The following is an 18,444-nucleotide window of genomic DNA, read 5'->3' on the forward strand; positions in this document are numbered from 1 at the left end:
TTTACTTGCACTGTAAGATTTAATCGAATAATCTGAGCGATCGCAGTTGTTGTCTAAGGAAATCAATGAATAAATTCCTACTGAGTTTGCTTTCTTCTCCTGTGCTGATTAGCTCCATTCTCTCTATGGGAGTCATGCTAAATCAAGCACAAGCTATAGACCACAACCAGTAACCCAAACCCCAGATCGTTTATCTTGTATCCGCAATAAACATAAAGTGGGTTTGGTATGTGCAAGGGCTTCCGTATTGGCTCAAATTCCTAACTATCAGCGTGAAATCGAGTTTTCTCAAGAAGATGCTCCCATGCTGGAGTTCAATGACGAGGAAAGTAATGTGGCAATTAACTTATTTGGCTGCGATTGTCCTGCCTGTATAAATTCTTTACGTCAGATGCGCGGTGCAACACCCTTGGTATATTAGGATTTTGCACAAATTATAGTAGAAAAGCCATAGATATGTAGGTTTCTGAGTTACCCGCATACGTCTTTTTCTCAATCCGAAGTTAATATATCTGATTCACGCTGATTTATTCCACTCGCAAACCAAAGTAGGTCAAAACAAGCTCAGTTGAGCCACTATTGACAACTTCGTGTACTTCTCCCGGCTCTATCGCCACGCAATTGCCCGGAAGCAAGGGATATTCTTTACCATCAATGTGAATTGCTCCCGAACCGGCTTCCACAAAGAATACTTCGCACATATCTTGATGCGCGTGTGCTGGTGCGGTTTGTCCGGGAGCAAAACGCGCTTGAGAAAAATTTGTGAGGTGAGGTAAATCGCCGAAGCGTAGCATCACCTTTTTCTTGATTTCAGGATTGTGAGAGACAGATTCTTCTGGCAAGTCTTTCAGAGAGTTGGTAATCATTCTGGTCTTAAATCATTAGATAATTCCACAATACCCCTAGATCCATCAATCCTTACTCGTTGACCATCTTGCAAAAGCCATGTAGCGCCCCGAACATCCATCACAGCAGGAATACCATACTCACGAGCCACGATCGCACCGTGAGAAAGTCGTCCGCCAACTTCGGCAATTAAACCTCCAGCCCTTAACAGTAAAGGAGCCCAGCCGGAATCGGTGTAAGGCACTACTAGAATTGTATCTCGGTCTATCTCCGGCACGTCTTGTAAATTTCGCAACACCTTTACTCTGCCTTCCGCTTGCCCGTGACTGGCTCCAATACCTTGTAAAATTTGGTCAGAGTAGAGCGGAGAGGGAGCTAAGGGGTGAGGGGGCGTATTGCCGTAGACTAAAAGGGGTATTTGAATAAACTCGCTATCTTGGACAAATTGCGATCGCCTCGATTCTACTAATTTATCTAACTCCTCAATTAACTTAGAATCTTCACCCCCAACTAAACGCTGCACTTCATCAAAGTGGAGAAAAAAGATATCTCCGGTTTGCTGGAGTAAGCCGGATTTTAACCAAATATTCTCTAAAGCGACAAAACTCCAACGCAATTCAGCTAATAGCCGTGAATAAACTTCAGTAACTCTCCCCTTAATATCCACACGCTGTTGCACAAAAGAACGTTTGCGCTTACCTGCAAAGATGCTATTAATTGCATCTTTAGCACCTGATTGTGGTTCGTTCCCTTGCATTAATTGCACAAACATCTGCTTAATCATTTGGGGATTCTCCCGCCAAGTGGGAACGGAGATATCGGTTCCTACTTCACTTAAATAGCCGTAATCCTGAAGCAATTCATCAAATTCTTGGAGGATTTTCTCTCCCTCTGGGGTTTGCTTTAATTGCTCAAATACTTGCTGTGGCTCAAACTCAACTAATATCTGCTTGGCATCTGTAGCTATTGCACTGAGCGATCGCAATGCCGCTATCTCTGGAGTCACGCTATTATCAATTTGGCCATCCTTCACCCGGAAAATCGCCTGTCGCAGGGCAGCACTTAAGGGAGCTAAAATGCTGTAATATGTCCCGTGGCGAAGTAACTCCAGAATAAAGTCAATTCTGATTAGCAGCAAGGCTTGTTCCAAACTATCTACATTTTCTTGTGCCAACTGCGACAACCCAGGAATAAACCGTTGATGATAATCTCGCTTGAAGTCTTTTTCTAAATTTAATTCCCGCTTCAGTAACTTCCCTAGTCCTGGCAAATTTTCCCAGGTTGACTGCAAGGATGGTTTACTTAATTTTGCTCCTCTGGTTAAAAATTCCAGACTTTCTGGCGGCAATCCCATCCGGAGAAAGATATTTCCTAAGAGGGATGCGTTAAAATAAGCTCTAGAATAATGCAGAGTTGCCGTTTCATTAAAATCTAACCCCAAAGCGCGTTCGCCCAAAACTATAGTAAAAAATTCTCCCCAGACTCCACAAGTTAAGGGACGATTAATTGACCATGTTAAGGGGTGAATTACTCCAGGAATCACTTCGGCAGCGATTTTGCGCGTCCAAATTGGTAGTAGAGTGGTAATCGGTCGAGATTGCAACACCCAAAGCGTTTGGCCGTCGTAACTCCATTCAATATCTTGAGGAGTGCCATGATAACGTTTTTCGAGCCGATGAGCTAAGTATGCAACTTGCTTGATTAATGCTGATGGAACTCGTCCAGTCCCCTCTAATTGCACAGAGGGAGATTTTTCTGTTTCGACGACAAAAGCGCGATATTGTTCTGGTGTGACTTTTCCTGAAACGATTTGCGTGGGGCTACCGGGAAGGGCTTCAATGATGATTGCATCACCTTGTTGAGTAATAGGATCGCGGCTGAAAGCAACGCCAGAATATACACTCTGGACTTGTTGTTGAATCAGCACAGCCATTGCTGTATCATTTGAACCGCGATCGCGCCGATATTGTACAGCAGATGGATGATTGTAAGAAGCTTGAACCTGAGCGATCGCTTGCTGTAATGCCTCTGGGCTAGTAACATTTAAAACTGTTTCATACTGTCCAGCCGCAGAAGCCTGTTCTGAATCTTCGCCAATGGCGGAGGAACGTACCACCAAGGGGGATAATTCTGATGGTTGGAGAAATTCTGTCAACACTTCAGGATCGTCAATTGGGGGTAATACCCATCCCTTTGGGACTGGATAACCCCAGCGCTTAATTTGGGATAATGTAGCCGCTTTTTCTCCGACAATGGCAGCATCTAAATCTTCATCTAAAGAAATCATCGCGCTATCGCCCCGTAAAAATTCCAACATCGCTTGGGATTCTGTTTGCGCCTGTTGAATTGGTAGGTTCATATCATTAGGAATTTTGGTATAAATCCAGCCCATTAAACCAGCTAAGGCGATAGCAGCAAGGATTCTAGGGATATCGCTAATGTGCAAAATTGCTACAAACAACGGAAAGAGAAGCAAAACCCCAAATTTTACCGTCTTTTTGGATTGCAGAATTGTAAAGCTAATACCTGCAAAGAAAGATACAAATAGTGCCACAAGTGGATCGTGTACGACAAATCCCCAGACTACATTTGTCGTACCTGCTCCTCTGCCTATCCAGTATCTACCAATTACCAGAGCGATGAGGGCAATCAATTCCCAAAACGATCCCTCTGGAAAGAAAACGCGAGTGAGAAAAACTGCCGCAATTCCTTTAAAAGCTTCTGACAAGACTGCCAGAATTCCAACAAACTTACCGCCGTGGTAAAAAGCAGCTGATACACTAATGTTACGCGTACCAATTTGTGATAATTGTTTACCCGTAAGCGCGTAAGTAATCCAGGCAATCAGGGGTAATCCGCCCAAAAGGGGGCAGATAATTAAAATAGCTAAGACACCCCAAGGTTCAAACATTCTGAATTTTGGATTTTAGATTTAAATTTTCCATCTAAAACCTCAAATCTAAAATCTAAAGTTTTTCTGAAATTTTTAATGGTAATTAGGGCGCTTTTATTTATTAGTCATAGAATGGACACTTGGCTATAACGGAAACCGTTTTTACCAGTGTCCTTCTAAGGTACTAATGGTTTTAGTTTAGCGCGTATGCAGCTTGCAGCGCCCAGATAATGAGAGCAGCGATCGATCCCAGAAGCAGCACGGTAGAGATAGTCACTACTTTTGGGGAATCTGCACCCTCAAATTTCATAATTCCTCGGTTTAAATCGGACATAGCTTTGTAATCCTCTCTTTTTGGAGCATGAAACATTTGTCCGTTTTGATTGTAGTCCCTCTATTTACGGATGATGTTAAATTCCTAATATTATTTTGTTTAAGTTTGGCAAATTTTCCAACCCCACAATTACTTATTTCTTTAGAGGGATTGGAGTGCTGAGTGCTAAATCAGGATTGATGAGTCGTGAGTGTTAAGTGGGGAATCTCACATCTTTATTCAGAACGGACTAAACGCCCCGCTACCGCTAACAAAAAAAAGGAACTGTTTTGCTCAATTCCCAATACCCATATCGACCAATATGTACTAAAATCAATGACTTGAGTCACAAAGAGAGCAATAATGGCATCCATCCGCGAGTTGCACCAACAGCTAGTTAAGAAAGAACGTTCCGCCGTTGAAATTACCCAAGAAGCTTTAGAGCGCATTCAAGCCTTAGAGCCGAAATTACATAGCTTTTTATGTGTGACGGCAGAACGGGCATTAGAGCAGGCGGGTGCTGTGGATGCCAAAATTGCTGCCGGAGAAGAAATCGGGCTGCTAGCAGGCATTCCTGTTGGGATTAAGGACAATATGTGTACCAAGGGAATTCCTACCACTTGTGCCTCCCGAATTTTAGAAAATTTCGTGCCGCCTTATGAATCAACGGCCACGCAAAAACTGGCAGATGCTGGGGCGGTAATGGTAGGCAAAACCAACTTAGATGAGTTTGCAATGGGTAGTTCCACAGAAAACTCTGCCTATCAAGTGACGGCTAATCCTTGGGATTTGTCACGAGTTCCAGGTGGTTCTTCGGGGGGTTCAGCTGCTGCGGTGTCGTCTGAAGAATGTGTGGTTGCTCTCGGTTCTGATACTGGTGGTTCGATTCGCCAACCTGCATCTTTCTGCGGCGTTGTGGGGATGAAACCAACTTATGGTTTAGTTTCGCGTTATGGTTTGGTGGCTTACGCTTCGTCTTTAGATCAAATTGGGCCATTTGCAAACACGGTAGAAGATGCGGCAATATTATTAAATGCGATCGCAGGTCACGATCCCAAAGACTCTACCAGCCTGAAAGTTGCCATTCCCAACTACGCCGCCAGCTTAAAACCAGACTTAAAACCCAGAGGTCAGCTAAGGATTGGCATCATTAAAGAAACTTTTGGTGAAGGTTTAGACCCTGTAGTGGAACAAGCTGTTACTAAAGCAGTAGAAGTATTACAAGGTTTGGGAGCGGAGATTCATATAGTTTCTTGTCCGCGCTTTCGCTATGGCTTACCCACCTATTACATCATCGCTCCATCTGAAGCATCAGCTAATCTAGCTCGTTACGATGGCGTTAAATATGGCTACCGCGCTCCTGATGCCGATAATCTGCTATCAATGTACACTCGTACCCGTGCCACTGGTTTTGGTACAGAAGTCAAACGCCGAATTATGATCGGCACTTACGCCCTTTCGGCTGGCTATTACGATGCTTATTATCTGAAAGCCCAAAAAGTCCGCACCCTAATTAAGCGAGACTTTGAAAAGGCTTTTGGCGTGGTTGATGTGTTAATTTGTCCTACATCTCCCACAACTGCATTTAAAGCAGGGGAAAAAACTACTGACCCCTTGAGTATGTATTTAACTGACTTGATGACTATTCCTGTAAATCTTGCTGGTTTACCTAGTTTAAGTTTGCCATGCGGTTTTGACGATCGCGGTCTACCAATAGGATTACAGCTAATTGGCAATGTACTGCGAGAAGACCAATTGTTTCAGGTAGCCTACGCTTATGAGCAATCTACAACTTGGCATCTGCGTAAACCACAAATATCTTGAAATTGGAAATTGGGAATTGGGAATTGACCAATAATAATCAATCAATACTTCCCCTGCTCCCCTGCTCCCCTGCTCCCCCACTCTCCACTCCCCACTCCCTGATTACTTTTCACTGATTAGTAACCATTGACTGTTGAGTATTGACTTCTGGAGTCAGGGATTCAGATGTAATTTGTGGTGGATTAAGTATATATAAAAGACCCGTAGATGCAGCTACTAATAAGAGAATATAGGTGGCAACAAGAGGTATGTATGAATTTGGTTTGTTGTCTGAACTTTTACGATCGCTCTTGGAGTCGTGACGGACTACATTGCTTATAAGAGTATGTGATAAAGCATTTCCATCCAGCCCTAAAGCATCTCCATAGCGACGGATGAATCCTTGAAGAAAAATAGGTTCAGGCAATTCTTCAAATCGTTCTTCTTCTAAAGCTTGCAAAACACCCGCTCGAATCAATGTTTGAGCGGCTATTTCTTCTATGCGTATGGATTTTTCTTGTCTTACTTGTCGCAATTGTGTGGTTATTTCCTTTAGCTGCTCTACTTGAGCTTGATTTAAGAGCGTCACAGTCTTCTCCTGTATGGGCTAATTCTACTATTCATATAGTGAGAAGACTTAAAAGCGCATACGTATTATTACTGGATAATTGATTTTAACTAATTTTTTTAATAATAATTAAAGGCTAGCATTATAAATGCTCAAGCAGCTACATACACGTATGCTCATCGCTAAAAAAGATACCTTATAGGCAAAAATTAGGGTATCAAAAATCAGAAGCTGCAATTTATGATACAAGTATTTTACTAGCTGCTACCTTGAGAGCGTTACAGCGATCGCTGTAGCCACACTCAGCACTTTTCATCTCTATGCCCAAGCTGTGCGCCCCTACAAATTGAATGCACCCAAAACAACAGCTTATTTAGCTAAGTGCAACTCCATGCCAAATATTTGTTTTTTTAACCTTTTCCTAGCTGTTTCTTAATATTACTGAGATAAATTGAGTTTGCTAAATAAGAATTAATACTAGTAATAACTGTAGTTATTTTACACTACATACTCAATTTTCTGACAGCGATCGCAAGATCGCTCAAGCCATCAGCGCAGCCTATCCCCCGACTGCAAAGTTCATCTTGGCACCAAGCATTTTTTACTCACAAATAACAATGGCATTTACATTCTAAAGTATTGGCGCTGCAAGATTTTGACTCATGAAATCGACATCTATCTAACTTTAATTATTTAGGAATCGTACCAATACAGATGTCTCCACAATGAGGCACTCCAAGTTAGATTGACCGCACAGAAATTTCTCACTAAACAGGCACTATTTATGACATCAACAATTTTTACTCCTGGCGATATAGCGATCGTTGGTTACATTAATAATGGTAGCCCTGACTCCTTCTCTTTCGTTAACCTGACTGCTATTGGCTCAGGTACAGTTATTTACTTCACTGATAATGGCTGGACTGGTTCAGGTTTTCGAGGCGTATCTAACACTGATGCTGATGGGAATGAGAACGTAATTAAATTTACTGCTAATGTTGATATTCCTGCGGGTACTGTTATTCGCAGCATTGACACATCTTCACCTAATTTCACTTGGGCTAAATCGGGGTCAGTTGCGCCGCCCGCATCAGGTAATTATGCGGATCTATCTCTTTCCCAAGGTACAGGTTTAACTAACGGCGACCAAATCATTGCTTTGCAATCTACAGGTACAAGCCCGTTATTATCGGGTTTTACAGCCATTTCTCAAATTGACTACACTGGTGCATTTGAAGATGCCACCTCATCAAATACTGGTAATGTAGCCCCAGGTTTATCTCAAGCTGGTAATACAGCAGTTCTGTTTAACAACTCGGCAACTTCCGCCACATTCAATCTCAATACACTTAGCAGTGGGACAAAAGCTGAGTGGTTAGCAGCAATTAACAATGCCGCTAACTGGACGTTTGCTGGTGCAACTACTTTACCAACCGGCAGCATTACTGTTTCCGGCGGTGCAGGTTCTCAACCAGACCTCACCATCAGCCAAGCAGATTCCCCCGATCCGGTAATTGTTGGCAACCCCCTAACCTACACTCTCACTGTCAGTAACAGTGGTACTGCCAATGCCAACGGCATTTCAGTAGAATATACTTTGCCCAGTGGGATAATCTTTAACGGTACAACTGTTGCCAACGGCTTTACTGCTAGCCAATCTGGTGGTGTCGTCACCTTTTCTGGTGGCAGCATAAATGCTGGTAGTACTGCCACCTTGACTATTAGCGTCACCCCTAACTCTGCTGGTACTCTCGCCAGTGGTACAGCAATTGTAGATCCGAACAACACCATTGCTGAGAGTGATGAAACTAACAATAGTGCTGCTGCGATCGCAACTACAGTTAACAATGTAATGGTGGGACAAGCACCAACTATTCAACTAGATACAGCTAGCACCACAGACCTTTTAGATGCTAACGGTGCTTTAGCTACTACAGGAACAGGGGCAATTAGCGGCACCATTGGCAATGCTAACGATCCGGCAAAGACACTAGGCGTAAACTTTACCATCGCCGATTCTGATACTCCTGTAGAAAATTTGACTGTAACAGTCACTAGCAGTAATGGGGCTGTGGTTCCTGACGGCAATCTTACACTAACTGGCACTGGCAGCAACCGTAATCTGAAAATTAATCCTGTAGGTGTTGGTACTGCCAATATTACAGTAACAGTCAATGATGGTGGTAGTACTGCTAATTATGCGATCGCTTATGCAGCATCGGCGAATAATGGTACTGCTACAACTCAATTTTTAACAGGTACAAGCGATGCTTCTACAGCCATTCCTGTGGGTGGGACATTTTTTTTAGAAGCGGATGATGAAAATCAAGTTTTGCGCCTTTACGATTACAGCAAGTCGGGACTGCCTGTAACTGGTTTTGACTTTACAAACTCTCTAGGACTGACACAGACTGACGGTTCTGGCGCGTTCAGAGAGGTGGATCTCGAAGCTTCAACCAAGGTAGGCGATCGCATTTTCTGGTTGGGGTCACAAAGCAATAGCGATGATGGGAAAAATCGTCCTAACCGCGATCGCATTTTTGCCACAGATATTACTGGTACAGGAGCATCCACCACACTCAGCTATGTGGGTCGCTACAACTTTTTAAAAGAAGACATCATTAATTGGGATGTCACCAATGGTCACGGCAAAGGAGCAAATTACTACGGCTTGGCTGCTAGTGCTGCAACTAATGTCGGGTCAAAACAATCAGATGGATACAATATCGAAGGCTTGGAAATTGCCCCCGACAACACCACAGCTTATATTGCCTTCCGCGCTCCTCAAGTTCCCCCCTCTGGAAGAGCTAACGCGCTCATCGTCCCCGTTACCAACTTTGCTAGCTTGATATCAGCTAGTGGTGGTGGTACACAAGGCTCGGCACAATTTGGCGCTCCTATCGAATTAGATTTAGGCGGACGGGGTATTCGGGAAATTCGCAAAAATGCTAATAACCAGTATGCGATTATTGCCGGGCCAGCAGGAGACGCAGGAACAGCCCCCAACGATTTCCGCCTCTACACTTGGGATGGCAATCCCCATAGCCAAGCGCAATTACGGGCGGCTACATTCCCTGCTAGCTTCAACCCGGAAGGAATTATCACCATCCCTGATAATTTGACAAATACCTCTCAAATTCAATTCGTCAGCGATGATGGCAACAGCGTTCTCTACAACGACGGCACAGCAGCTAAAGATTTATCAGAGAACAATTTCAAAAAATTCCGCACCGATAGTATTACACTGGGCGCTGTAGTCCTCACTCCCCGGATTCACGACATCCAAGGCGCATCTCACATCTCTGGGTTAAACGGGCAAAAAGTAGGTGATGTACCAGGAATTGTTACAGTCATCAAATCTAACGGCTTCTATTTGCAAGATCCCAACCCGGATAACGACGATCGCACCTCCGAAGGGATTTTTGTTTTCACCTCATCAGCCCCAACTGTCCAAATAGGCGACTCAGTACTTGTTGGCGGTACGGTGAGCGAATTCCGTCCTGGTGGTGCTACTGGTGCTAACAACTTGACCACCACAGAAATTATTAGCCCCACAATTGTCAAACTCTCTAGTGGAAATGCTTTACCAACTGCGACGATTTTGGGTAATGGTGGCAGAACTATTCCAACTTCGGTAATTGATAACGATACTAACGGTAATATCGAAACAGGAACCACCACCTTCGACCCTGCCCAGGATGGCATTGATTTCTACGAAAGCTTGGAAGGAATGCTAGTACAGGTAAATAATCCTGTCGCAGTTAGCCCGACTAATTCTTTTGGGGAGATTTGGTTACTGGCAGACAATGGCGCTAATGCCACCGGACGCACAGCCCGCGGTGGTATTGCTATTAGCCCTAACGATTTTAATCCAGAGCGAATCCAAATCGATGATACCCTGTTTACCTCTGGTAACTCACCGCAGGTTAACGTCGGTGCAACTTTCGCCACGATTAAGGGTGTGGTTGATTATAGTTTCAGTAACTACGAAGTTCTACCCACCTCGGTTACAGTGACTTCAAACACGCTAACGAAGGAAGTCACTAATTTAACTCCCACCACTAACCAACTGACAGTTGCTACCTTCAACGTCGAAAATCTTGATATCGGTGATGGTGCCACCAAGTTTAACAACCTTGCCAGCCGCATTGTCAATAACCTGCGATCGCCAGATATCATCTCTTTGGAAGAAATTCAGGATAATAATGGGCCAACGAATGATAGCGTAGTTGATGCCAGCGTTACCTTCCAAACATTAATTGATGCAATTACTGCTGCTGGTGGCCCCACATATCAATATCGCCAAATTAACCCAGTAGATGATACCAATGGCGGCGAACCTGGTGGAAATATCCGCGTCGGCTTCTTATTTAATCCCAATCGTGTCAGCTTTGTAGATACCCCCGGTGGTACTTCTACCTCTAGCACCACAGTCAGCAACGTTGGAGGTGTTCCCACGGTTTCTGCTAGCCCTGGTTTGATTGACCCCACTAACTCAGCCTTTACTAGCAGTCGCAAACCATTAGTTGGGCAATTTACTTTCAACGGGAAAACTGTTTATGTAATTGGCAACCACTTTAATTCTAAAGGTGGCGACCAACCTTTATACGGGCCAAATCAACCCCCAACCTTGAGCAGTGAAGTGCAGCGCCAGCAACAAGCAACGTTGGTGAAAAACTTTGTTCAGAATATTTTAGCGATCGACCCCAATGCCAATATAGTAGTCGCGGGTGATTTAAATGACTTTGAGTTTTCCAACCCTGTTAGCACCGTAGAAAGCGCTGGACTGACTTCCTTAATTGAAACTTTGCCTCAAAATGAGCGTTATACCTACAACTTTGAAGGCAATGCTCAAACCCTTGACCACATTTTGGTGAGTAATAGCTTGCTCAACAAACTGGATGGGTATGATGTCGTTCACATCAACTCCGAGTTTGCCGATCAGGATAGCGACCACGACCCTAGCCTAGCTCGGTTTAATCTACCTGCGAACCAAGCACCTACAGCCGTAGCTGATATAGTTAACGTTGCCGAATCCGCAACAACATCTAATCTCTATACCACCTTGCTCAGTAACGATACTGACCCCGATGCTGGAGACACGAAAAACATCATTTCTGTGAACACTACTGGCACAAAAGGGCAAGTTTCCTTTAACCCAACTACGCAAAACTTGACTTACACAGCCTCAAGTTTTAACTCTCTATCCCAAGGGCAGACAGGCAGTGATAGTTTTAGTTATGCGATCGCAGACAGTCAAGGTTTACAATCTACTGCGATCGTTAACGTCACCGTCACTGGTGTCAACGATGCCCCGACGCTAGTGCAACCCCTTGATGACAAAATTATCTCTACGAACAAGTCCTTCTCTTTCGATGTGAGTAACAAATTTGCTGACATCGATCGAGCTGATACCCTCAGTTACAGTGCTGCGGGTTTACCCACTGGCTCTAGTATCGTTGCAAACACAGGTGTGATATCCGGCAATATTTCCCAAGTCGGCATTTTTGCAGTCACAGTCACGGCGGCTGATGGTAAAGGTGGCAAGGTTAGCGATAACTTTGACCTGACTGTTGCCAATAATAAGGCGACATCTGGCAACGATATCATCTTTATCGACCAACTTACTGGTTTGAACAAATACATAGTCAATGCCCTAGCTGGGAGCGATCGCGTCATCGGCACTAATGCCAGTGAAGCGATCGACGGTGGAACAGGCAATGATTACCTTGATGGTAAAGGCGGTATCGATATCCTCCTTGGGGGGGATGGCAATGACACAATCTTTGGTGGGCTTGGTAATGACATCATATCTGGTGGCAATAATAGCGATCGCCTAACTGGTTGGGGGGGTGGCACAAACGAAATCGACCTCCTCAACGGCGATGGAGGAGCAGATACCTACGTTTTGGGTGATGCCACTTCAGTTTTTTATGCCAGTTCCCGCAACAGTGATTATGCCGATATTGTCAGCTTCCAAGCAAGCGATCGGATTCAGCTTAAGGGAGTTCCCAACAATTACTCACTAGGGTCAGTGAGATCGGCTGTGGGCATTTTCACCAACAATGGAACGGAATTGATTGCTGTTGTAGAAACCGGGTTAAACCGTAACACTAATTTGGCAACAGATACTCGTTTCGTCTTTGTTTAACGCATCATTTATCTCACGCAGAGGTGCAGAGAAAGAGTTTGTAATCAAGGCTTTGCAAGAAAAAATAGCTCTCAAACTCTCATTTCTCTGTGTCGCGCCAGTTGCTACAAGTCGGGGAACCGCAAGGGCGCACTGGCTTCTCTGCGGTTCCTAACTCCTCCATAAATCCAATTTTCCAAACACTCTAATATCTTGAATCAACTTCCTAAACTTATGGTTACAACAAACACAATTCGCTTTTCTCAGTTCAATGCTTCCTTGAATCGCAACGCAGAAGGGCAGTTAGTAACCGATCTGTCTACCCAGGGTAATCCTCAAGCAAAAGCAGTTGCAGAAATTATCCAGCGTAATAATCCAGATGTACTGCTTTTAAATGAGTTTGATTACTCCCCAGAAGCAGTTCAACTATTCAAGCAAAATTACCTTGCAGTCAGCCAGAATGCTTCAACTCCCGTTGACTACCCTTACTTTTACATCGCTCCTTCCAACACGGGTATTGCCTCTGGTTTTGACTTGAACAACGACGGCACAGCAGTTACAACCCCAGGTGCAGCCGGATATGGTGACGATGCCTTTGGATTCGGTAATTTTTCTGGTCAATATGGAATGTTGTTGCTGTCCAAATATCCCATTGATACCGCAAACGTCCGCACCTTCCAAAACTTCCTCTGGAAGGATATGCCCAATGCTTTGCTTCCCGACGATCCGACAACACCACAGCCAAATGATTGGTATTCTGAGGATGAACTGGCAGTTTTACGCCTTTCTTCTAAAAGTCACTGGGATGTACCCATCCAAGTAAACGGTGAGACAATTCACATCCTCGCCAGCCACCCTACACCACCAACCTTTGATGGAGAAGAAGACCGCAACGGCAAACGCAACCATGACGAAATCCGCTTTTGGGCAGATTACATAACCCCTGGCAAAAATGATTACATCTATGATGATGCAGGGAAAATGGGCGGTATTGTTGCTGGTTCAGATTTTGTGATTATGGGCGATCAAAATGCTGATCCTATAGATGGTGATAGTTATGACAACGCTATCCGGCAACTATTGCAAAATCCTAATATCAATACTAATGTCATCCCCACCAGCCTTGGCGGCCCCCAACAAGCAGACTTACAAGGTGGTGCAAACACTAACCAAAAAGGGAATCCTAGCTTTGATACCGCAGACTTTGCCGATACAACTCCCGGAAACCTGCGAACTGATTACGTCCTACCCTCTGCTGACCTAACAATTACCAACTCAGGAATCTTTTGGCCTTTAAATACTGACCCGACATTCTCCCCAGTCGGTACTTTTCCCTTCCCCAGTTCTGACCATCGCTTGGTGTGCGCAGATGTGCAAACTAGGCCGACTCAACCAGGTAATACCATTCCTAATGTAGGCTTTGAAAGACAGACTATCTTTGCTACTGGCTTTATTCCTGCTGGGGCTGCGGGAACTGTAAATGGAGTAGAAACTCCATTAGGTGGATTGTCTGGCGTTACTTATGATGCAGAGAACAACCGCTACTATGCTATCTCAGACGATCGCTCTCAAGTTGCCCCTGCCCGTTTTTATACTTTCAATACTGTTGATGGGGTGAATTTTACTAATGTCACACCTTTAAAGGATACCAACGGCAACTTTTTTGCAACCAACAGCCTCGACCCAGAAGGTATTGCTTTAACCAATAAGGGGACGGTCTTTATCTCTTCTGAAGGCGAGGTTAATCTTAATGCTGGTCGTGTTACCAATCCTTTCATTAAAGAGTTTTCCTTAGCTACAGGTCAAGAAGTGCGATCGCTACCTATCCCCAGCAAATTCCTGCCAGTAGTTGAAGATACTAACGGCGATGGTATTATAGATGCCGGAGATACGCAGATATCAGGTGTATACAATAACCTGGCATTTGAAAGCCTCACTATCACACCCGACCAGAAAACTTTATTTACCGCCACCGAAAACGCCCTATCCCAAGATGGATTAAAGGCTTCCCTGACCAGTGGTAGTCCTTCCCGAATTTTGCAATCCAATCTAGTTACTGGACAACCAGAAAAAGAATACCTCTACATCACCGATGCAATTCCCGAAGCACCCAACCCAAGCACAGGTTCTGCTGACAATGGTTTGGCGGATTTATTGGCAATAGATAATCGTGGTACTTTCCTCGCCCTAGAACGCTCATTTGCCCAAGGTATAGGCAACACCATCAAAATCTACGAAGTTTCTTTGCAAGGTGCAACAGACATTAGTTTCTACAATTCTCTCAATAATTTGAGTGCTGAACAACTAGCTGCTATCAAACCCGCCCAAAAGCGCTTACTGTTGAATTTCACTGACTTGAATCTGCCTACTGATGCAAATCACCCGATTACAGGGGTAGATAATATAGAAGGTCTTGCCTTCGGCCCTAAACTAGCAGATGGTCGTCAGTCTATTGTGCTGGTGAGTGACAACAACTTTAGTGGCAGTCAATATACCCAAATCCTTACCTTGGGTGCAGACTTGGTTCCCACTGCTGCACCTACAGTAGAAACTCGTCCTAGTTTATTTGACGATGAAGATCCAGCACTACCTGCTGTAGATCAAAATGCTGATGCTGATGACCCTGCCATCTATGTTAATGCCACAAATGCTGCTGATAGTTTAGTCCTAACTTCAGTCAAAAATGCCGGACTACGGGTTTATGATTTGTCTGGTAATTTGTTGCAGACAGTTAATCCTGGTGGTATTCGCTACAACAATATTGACCTCCAATACGGTTTTAAATTAGGCAATCAACCTATTGATATTGCTGTGGCTAGCGATCGCCAAAATGATAAACTGGCAATCTTCAAAATTAACCCCAACCCTGGCGCAGACGGTAACTACCTGGAAGATATCACTGATAGTAATATTGGCACAATCTTCCAAACCTCACCTTTTGAACCTCCCTATTCCGCATCAACTCGCAGTTCTTACGGACTTACCTTATACCGTAGCCCTGTAACTAATGATTACTATGTCTTCACCAGTCGCCGCCAAACTGGAGATATAGCTCAATTCAAACTAATTGACAAAGGTAATGGCCAAATCGGAACGGAACTGGTGCGAGAGTTCACCATCCCCTCGCCCACAGCAGCAGACCGTTCTCCTCAAACAGAGGGTATGGTAGTTGACCAAGAAACCGGCTTTCTCTACATAGCCCAAGAAGATGTAGGTATCTGGAAATTCGCCGCAGAACCAGACGGGGGCACAACAGGCAAGCTAATCGATCGCGTCCGTTTTGAGGGTGGTTCTCACCTGACTGATGATGCAGAAGGGTTAACCATATACTACGGCAAAAACGGCACAGGTTATCTGTTAGCATCCAGCCAAGGCGATAGCACCTTTGTTGCCTACACTCGTGAAGGTAACAACGAATATGTGGGCAACTTTGCCATTGGTAATAATGGGTCAATTGACAGCGTACAAGAGTCAGATGGTGCAGATGTGATTAACGTACCACTGGGGCCTAACTTCCCATTTGGTTTATTTGTCACTCAAGATGGCTCCAATGAACCTGCTAAGACAATTGATGGTGAAAACGTCAGTTCTAACTTTAAGTTAGTGCCTTGGGAAAATATTGCCAATACCTTGCCCAATTCTTTAAATATTGACACCACAAGTTACGATCCCCGCAATCCTGTTGCTCAACCCAAGCTAACTATTTATGAATTTGAAGACCTACCCAAGTTAGGAACAACTTCTAAAGGTCAAGATATTTTCTTGGGTGGTTTTTCTGGTTTGTATTTCCAAGGGTTTGCAGCAAATGGCAACTTAAAATTTGTCACCAATACAGACCGTGGCCCCAATGGAGAACCTGATGGTGTCAAAAGACCATTTTTATTACCCGGCTTTCAACCAGAAATAGTTAGCTTTGAACTCAACCGCACCACAGGCGAAATCAGCATTACCAAAAGAACTGGACTATTCCGCCAAGATGGTACAACCCCATTAACGGGATTGCCTAATTTGCAAGCTGGGGCAAATGGTACTGCTTATACTGATGAAATTGCCGTTGACTTAGACAACAATGTTTTAGCTAACGATCCTTTGGGTGCTGATTTAGAAGGGATTGTAATTGCGGAAAATGGAGACTACTGGATGGTAGATGAATACCGTCCCGCAATTTACCACTTTGATGTTAATGGTAAACTGAGCGATCGCTTTATCCCTCAAGGAACTGCCACCGCACCCAACCCAGATCGAGCATCGGGAACTTTTGGTACAGAGGTATTGCCAGCAGTTTATGCCCAACGCCGTAATAACCGGGGATTTGAAGCTGTAGCACTTCAAGGTAATAAATTATATGCCTTTATTCAAAGTGCGATCGATAATCCCGATGTTGCCAATGATGCAACTTCTAAAGCTTCTCTAAACCTGCGAATTCTGGAGTTTGATATTGTCACCAAGCAGGTAACAGGAGAGTATTTATATCTTCTGCAAGGTTTACCAGGAACCGATAAAATTGGCGATGCAGTTTCCTTGGGTAACGGCAAATTTGCAGTAGTTGAGCGAGATGACAATGGTACATCTGCTAGCAATAAACTAATTTACCAAATTGATTTAGCTGGGGCAACCAACATCAACAACCCTGCTAACTTTACCTTGCCAGATGGTAAAACCATTGAACAATTGACCTCTGCTGAGTTAGCTGCTGCCAATATTACTCCTGTCACCAAGAGTTTGATTGCTAATGCTGCTCAGTTGGGTTACACCGGGGTAGAAAAATTAGAAGGTTTGGCACTGGTAGCACCTAATACCCTAGCCTTGATTAACGACAACGACTTCAACATTACAGGCAATACACCAGCTGAGAAACTCGGCATTCTCGAACTACCCAATAACCTGACAACTGCACAGCCTACTTTCCCCAACGGTTTTGGTTCTAGTAACAGCGATACTGTCAATCTTGAGCCAGGACAATTTTTTAGTGCAGGTGACGGAGCAGACTTGGTAGAAGGCACTCATGATAACACAATTCTGGCTGGAAATGGTGATGACATAGTGCTTGCAGGGAGTGAATCTTCAGTATCAGGGAATGACGGTAACGATCAAATATTTATTGGTCAAAATGGCGCGGCTGAAAATACCAATGCTGATGGTGGTAATGGTGATGATGTTATTACCGTAGTGGAAGCCAATGGTGTTAATAATTTGTTTGGGGGGGAAGGTAATGATACTCTCACAATAATTGAAGGTTCTCGCCAATCATTATTCGGTGGCTTAGGTAACGACACTCTCACCAGTAACGGCAGCAATAACCGTCTGTATGGTGGTTCCGGTGATGATAAACTCTTCTCTAATGTCAATGATTCGCTATTTGGTGGCGATGGTGATGATGTGCTATTTGCTGGTCAAGGAGGTAGCAATCGTCTGAGTGGTGGTGCTGGTGCAGATCAATTCTGGATTGCTAATGCCAGTTTGCCAGCTAGCAAGAACATCATTACTGACTTTACAATCGGGATTGATAAAATTGGGCTGGGCGGCATTGGCGTAACTCAGTTTAGTGCGATCGCACTATTGCAACAGGGTAGTGACACTCTAGTTAAAACCGGAAATACAGAGTTGGTTTTATTGCAAGGAATTACCTCAACTAGCCTGACTGTAAATGACTTTGTTTTCTCGCCTAGCATTGTGGCTTAATTTGTTCTAAGACTTACGCCAAACCACACGTAGTAGGGGCAATTCATGAATTACCCCTACCGAGAAATAAAGTAGGACTTACGCACTGTCCAATTTGGCTATTATGTGCATAACGATTAGACATCTCCGAAAACGTTCAAAGCCTTTATGGGGCTAGACTATAGCCCCTAAACGCAATCATTCTAAATTAGCTAGTCTGTACGAAAAAA

The 18,444-nt window shown here is 44.1% G+C and carries 7 protein-coding genes and 1 pseudogene; 4 read left to right on the forward strand and 4 right to left on the reverse strand.

Annotated elements, in window-relative coordinates; translation table 11 throughout:
- Positions 1-65 precede the first annotated feature (65 nt).
- Positions 66-421 (forward strand): annotated as a pseudogene (locus tag V7K42_RS03755) (hypothetical protein).
- A gap of 106 nt (positions 422-527) precedes the next feature.
- Here V7K42_RS03755 and V7K42_RS03760 read toward each other — a convergent pair.
- From V7K42_RS03760 to V7K42_RS03770, 3 genes are all read right to left on the reverse strand, one after another.
- Positions 528-866, reverse strand: a complete 339-nt coding sequence (locus tag V7K42_RS03760) for a cupin domain-containing protein (protein ID WP_334913668.1) — start codon at positions 864-866, stop codon at positions 528-530.
- Positions 863-3,757, reverse strand: coding sequence for a glycerol-3-phosphate acyltransferase (locus V7K42_RS03765; protein WP_334913670.1), 2,895 nt, complete (start codon positions 3,755-3,757; stop codon positions 863-865). The genes V7K42_RS03760 and V7K42_RS03765 overlap by 4 nt, the downstream gene beginning before the upstream one ends.
- A gap of 175 nt (positions 3,758-3,932) precedes the next feature.
- A complete protein-coding gene (locus V7K42_RS03770) occupies positions 3,933-4,073 on the reverse strand; it encodes a hypothetical protein (RefSeq protein WP_041565237.1) in 141 nt (46 codons plus the stop codon).
- A 342-nt stretch (positions 4,074-4,415) separates the two neighbouring features.
- Between V7K42_RS03770 and gatA the strand changes: the two genes are divergently transcribed.
- Entirely contained in the window at positions 4,416-5,876 is a 1,461-nt protein-coding gene (gatA, locus tag V7K42_RS03775) for an Asp-tRNA(Asn)/Glu-tRNA(Gln) amidotransferase subunit GatA (RefSeq protein WP_334913672.1), read from the forward strand.
- A 109-nt stretch (positions 5,877-5,985) separates the two neighbouring features.
- Here the strand turns inward: gatA and V7K42_RS03780 are convergent, their stop codons facing one another.
- The gene (locus V7K42_RS03780) at positions 5,986-6,444 is read right to left on the reverse strand and encodes a helix-turn-helix domain-containing protein (RefSeq protein ID WP_334913674.1); all 459 of its coding nucleotides are present in this window, start codon (positions 6,442-6,444) and stop codon (positions 5,986-5,988) included.
- 763 nt (positions 6,445-7,207) lie between these two features.
- Between V7K42_RS03780 and V7K42_RS03785 the strand changes: the two genes are divergently transcribed.
- Complete coding sequence (locus V7K42_RS03785) at positions 7,208-12,574, forward strand: CARDB domain-containing protein (protein ID WP_334913676.1); 5,367 nt, start codon at positions 7,208-7,210, stop codon at positions 12,572-12,574.
- 213 nt (positions 12,575-12,787) lie between these two features.
- Positions 12,788-18,235, forward strand: coding sequence for a phytase (locus V7K42_RS03790; RefSeq protein WP_334913678.1), 5,448 nt, complete (start codon positions 12,788-12,790; stop codon positions 18,233-18,235).
- Positions 18,236-18,444 lie beyond the last annotated feature (209 nt).

Source organism: Nostoc sp. (assembly GCF_036917455.1).
Lineage (GTDB): Bacteria > Cyanobacteriota > Cyanobacteriia > Cyanobacteriales > Nostocaceae > Nostoc.

Coding starts and splice junctions, on each gene's coding strand:
- V7K42_RS03760 (WP_334913668.1), bottom strand. CDS start 866: ATGATTACCAACTCTCTGAAAGACTTGCCAGAAGAATCTGTCTCTCAC.
- V7K42_RS03770 (WP_041565237.1), bottom strand. CDS start 4,073: ATGTCCGATTTAAACCGAGGAATTATGAAATTTGAGGGTGCAGATTCC.
- V7K42_RS03785 (WP_334913676.1), top strand. CDS start 7,208: ATGACATCAACAATTTTTACTCCTGGCGATATAGCGATCGTTGGTTAC.
- gatA (WP_334913672.1), top strand. CDS start 4,416: ATGGCATCCATCCGCGAGTTGCACCAACAGCTAGTTAAGAAAGAACGT.
- V7K42_RS03765 (WP_334913670.1), bottom strand. CDS start 3,757: ATGTTTGAACCTTGGGGTGTCTTAGCTATTTTAATTATCTGCCCCCTT.
- V7K42_RS03790 (WP_334913678.1), top strand. CDS start 12,788: ATGGTTACAACAAACACAATTCGCTTTTCTCAGTTCAATGCTTCCTTG.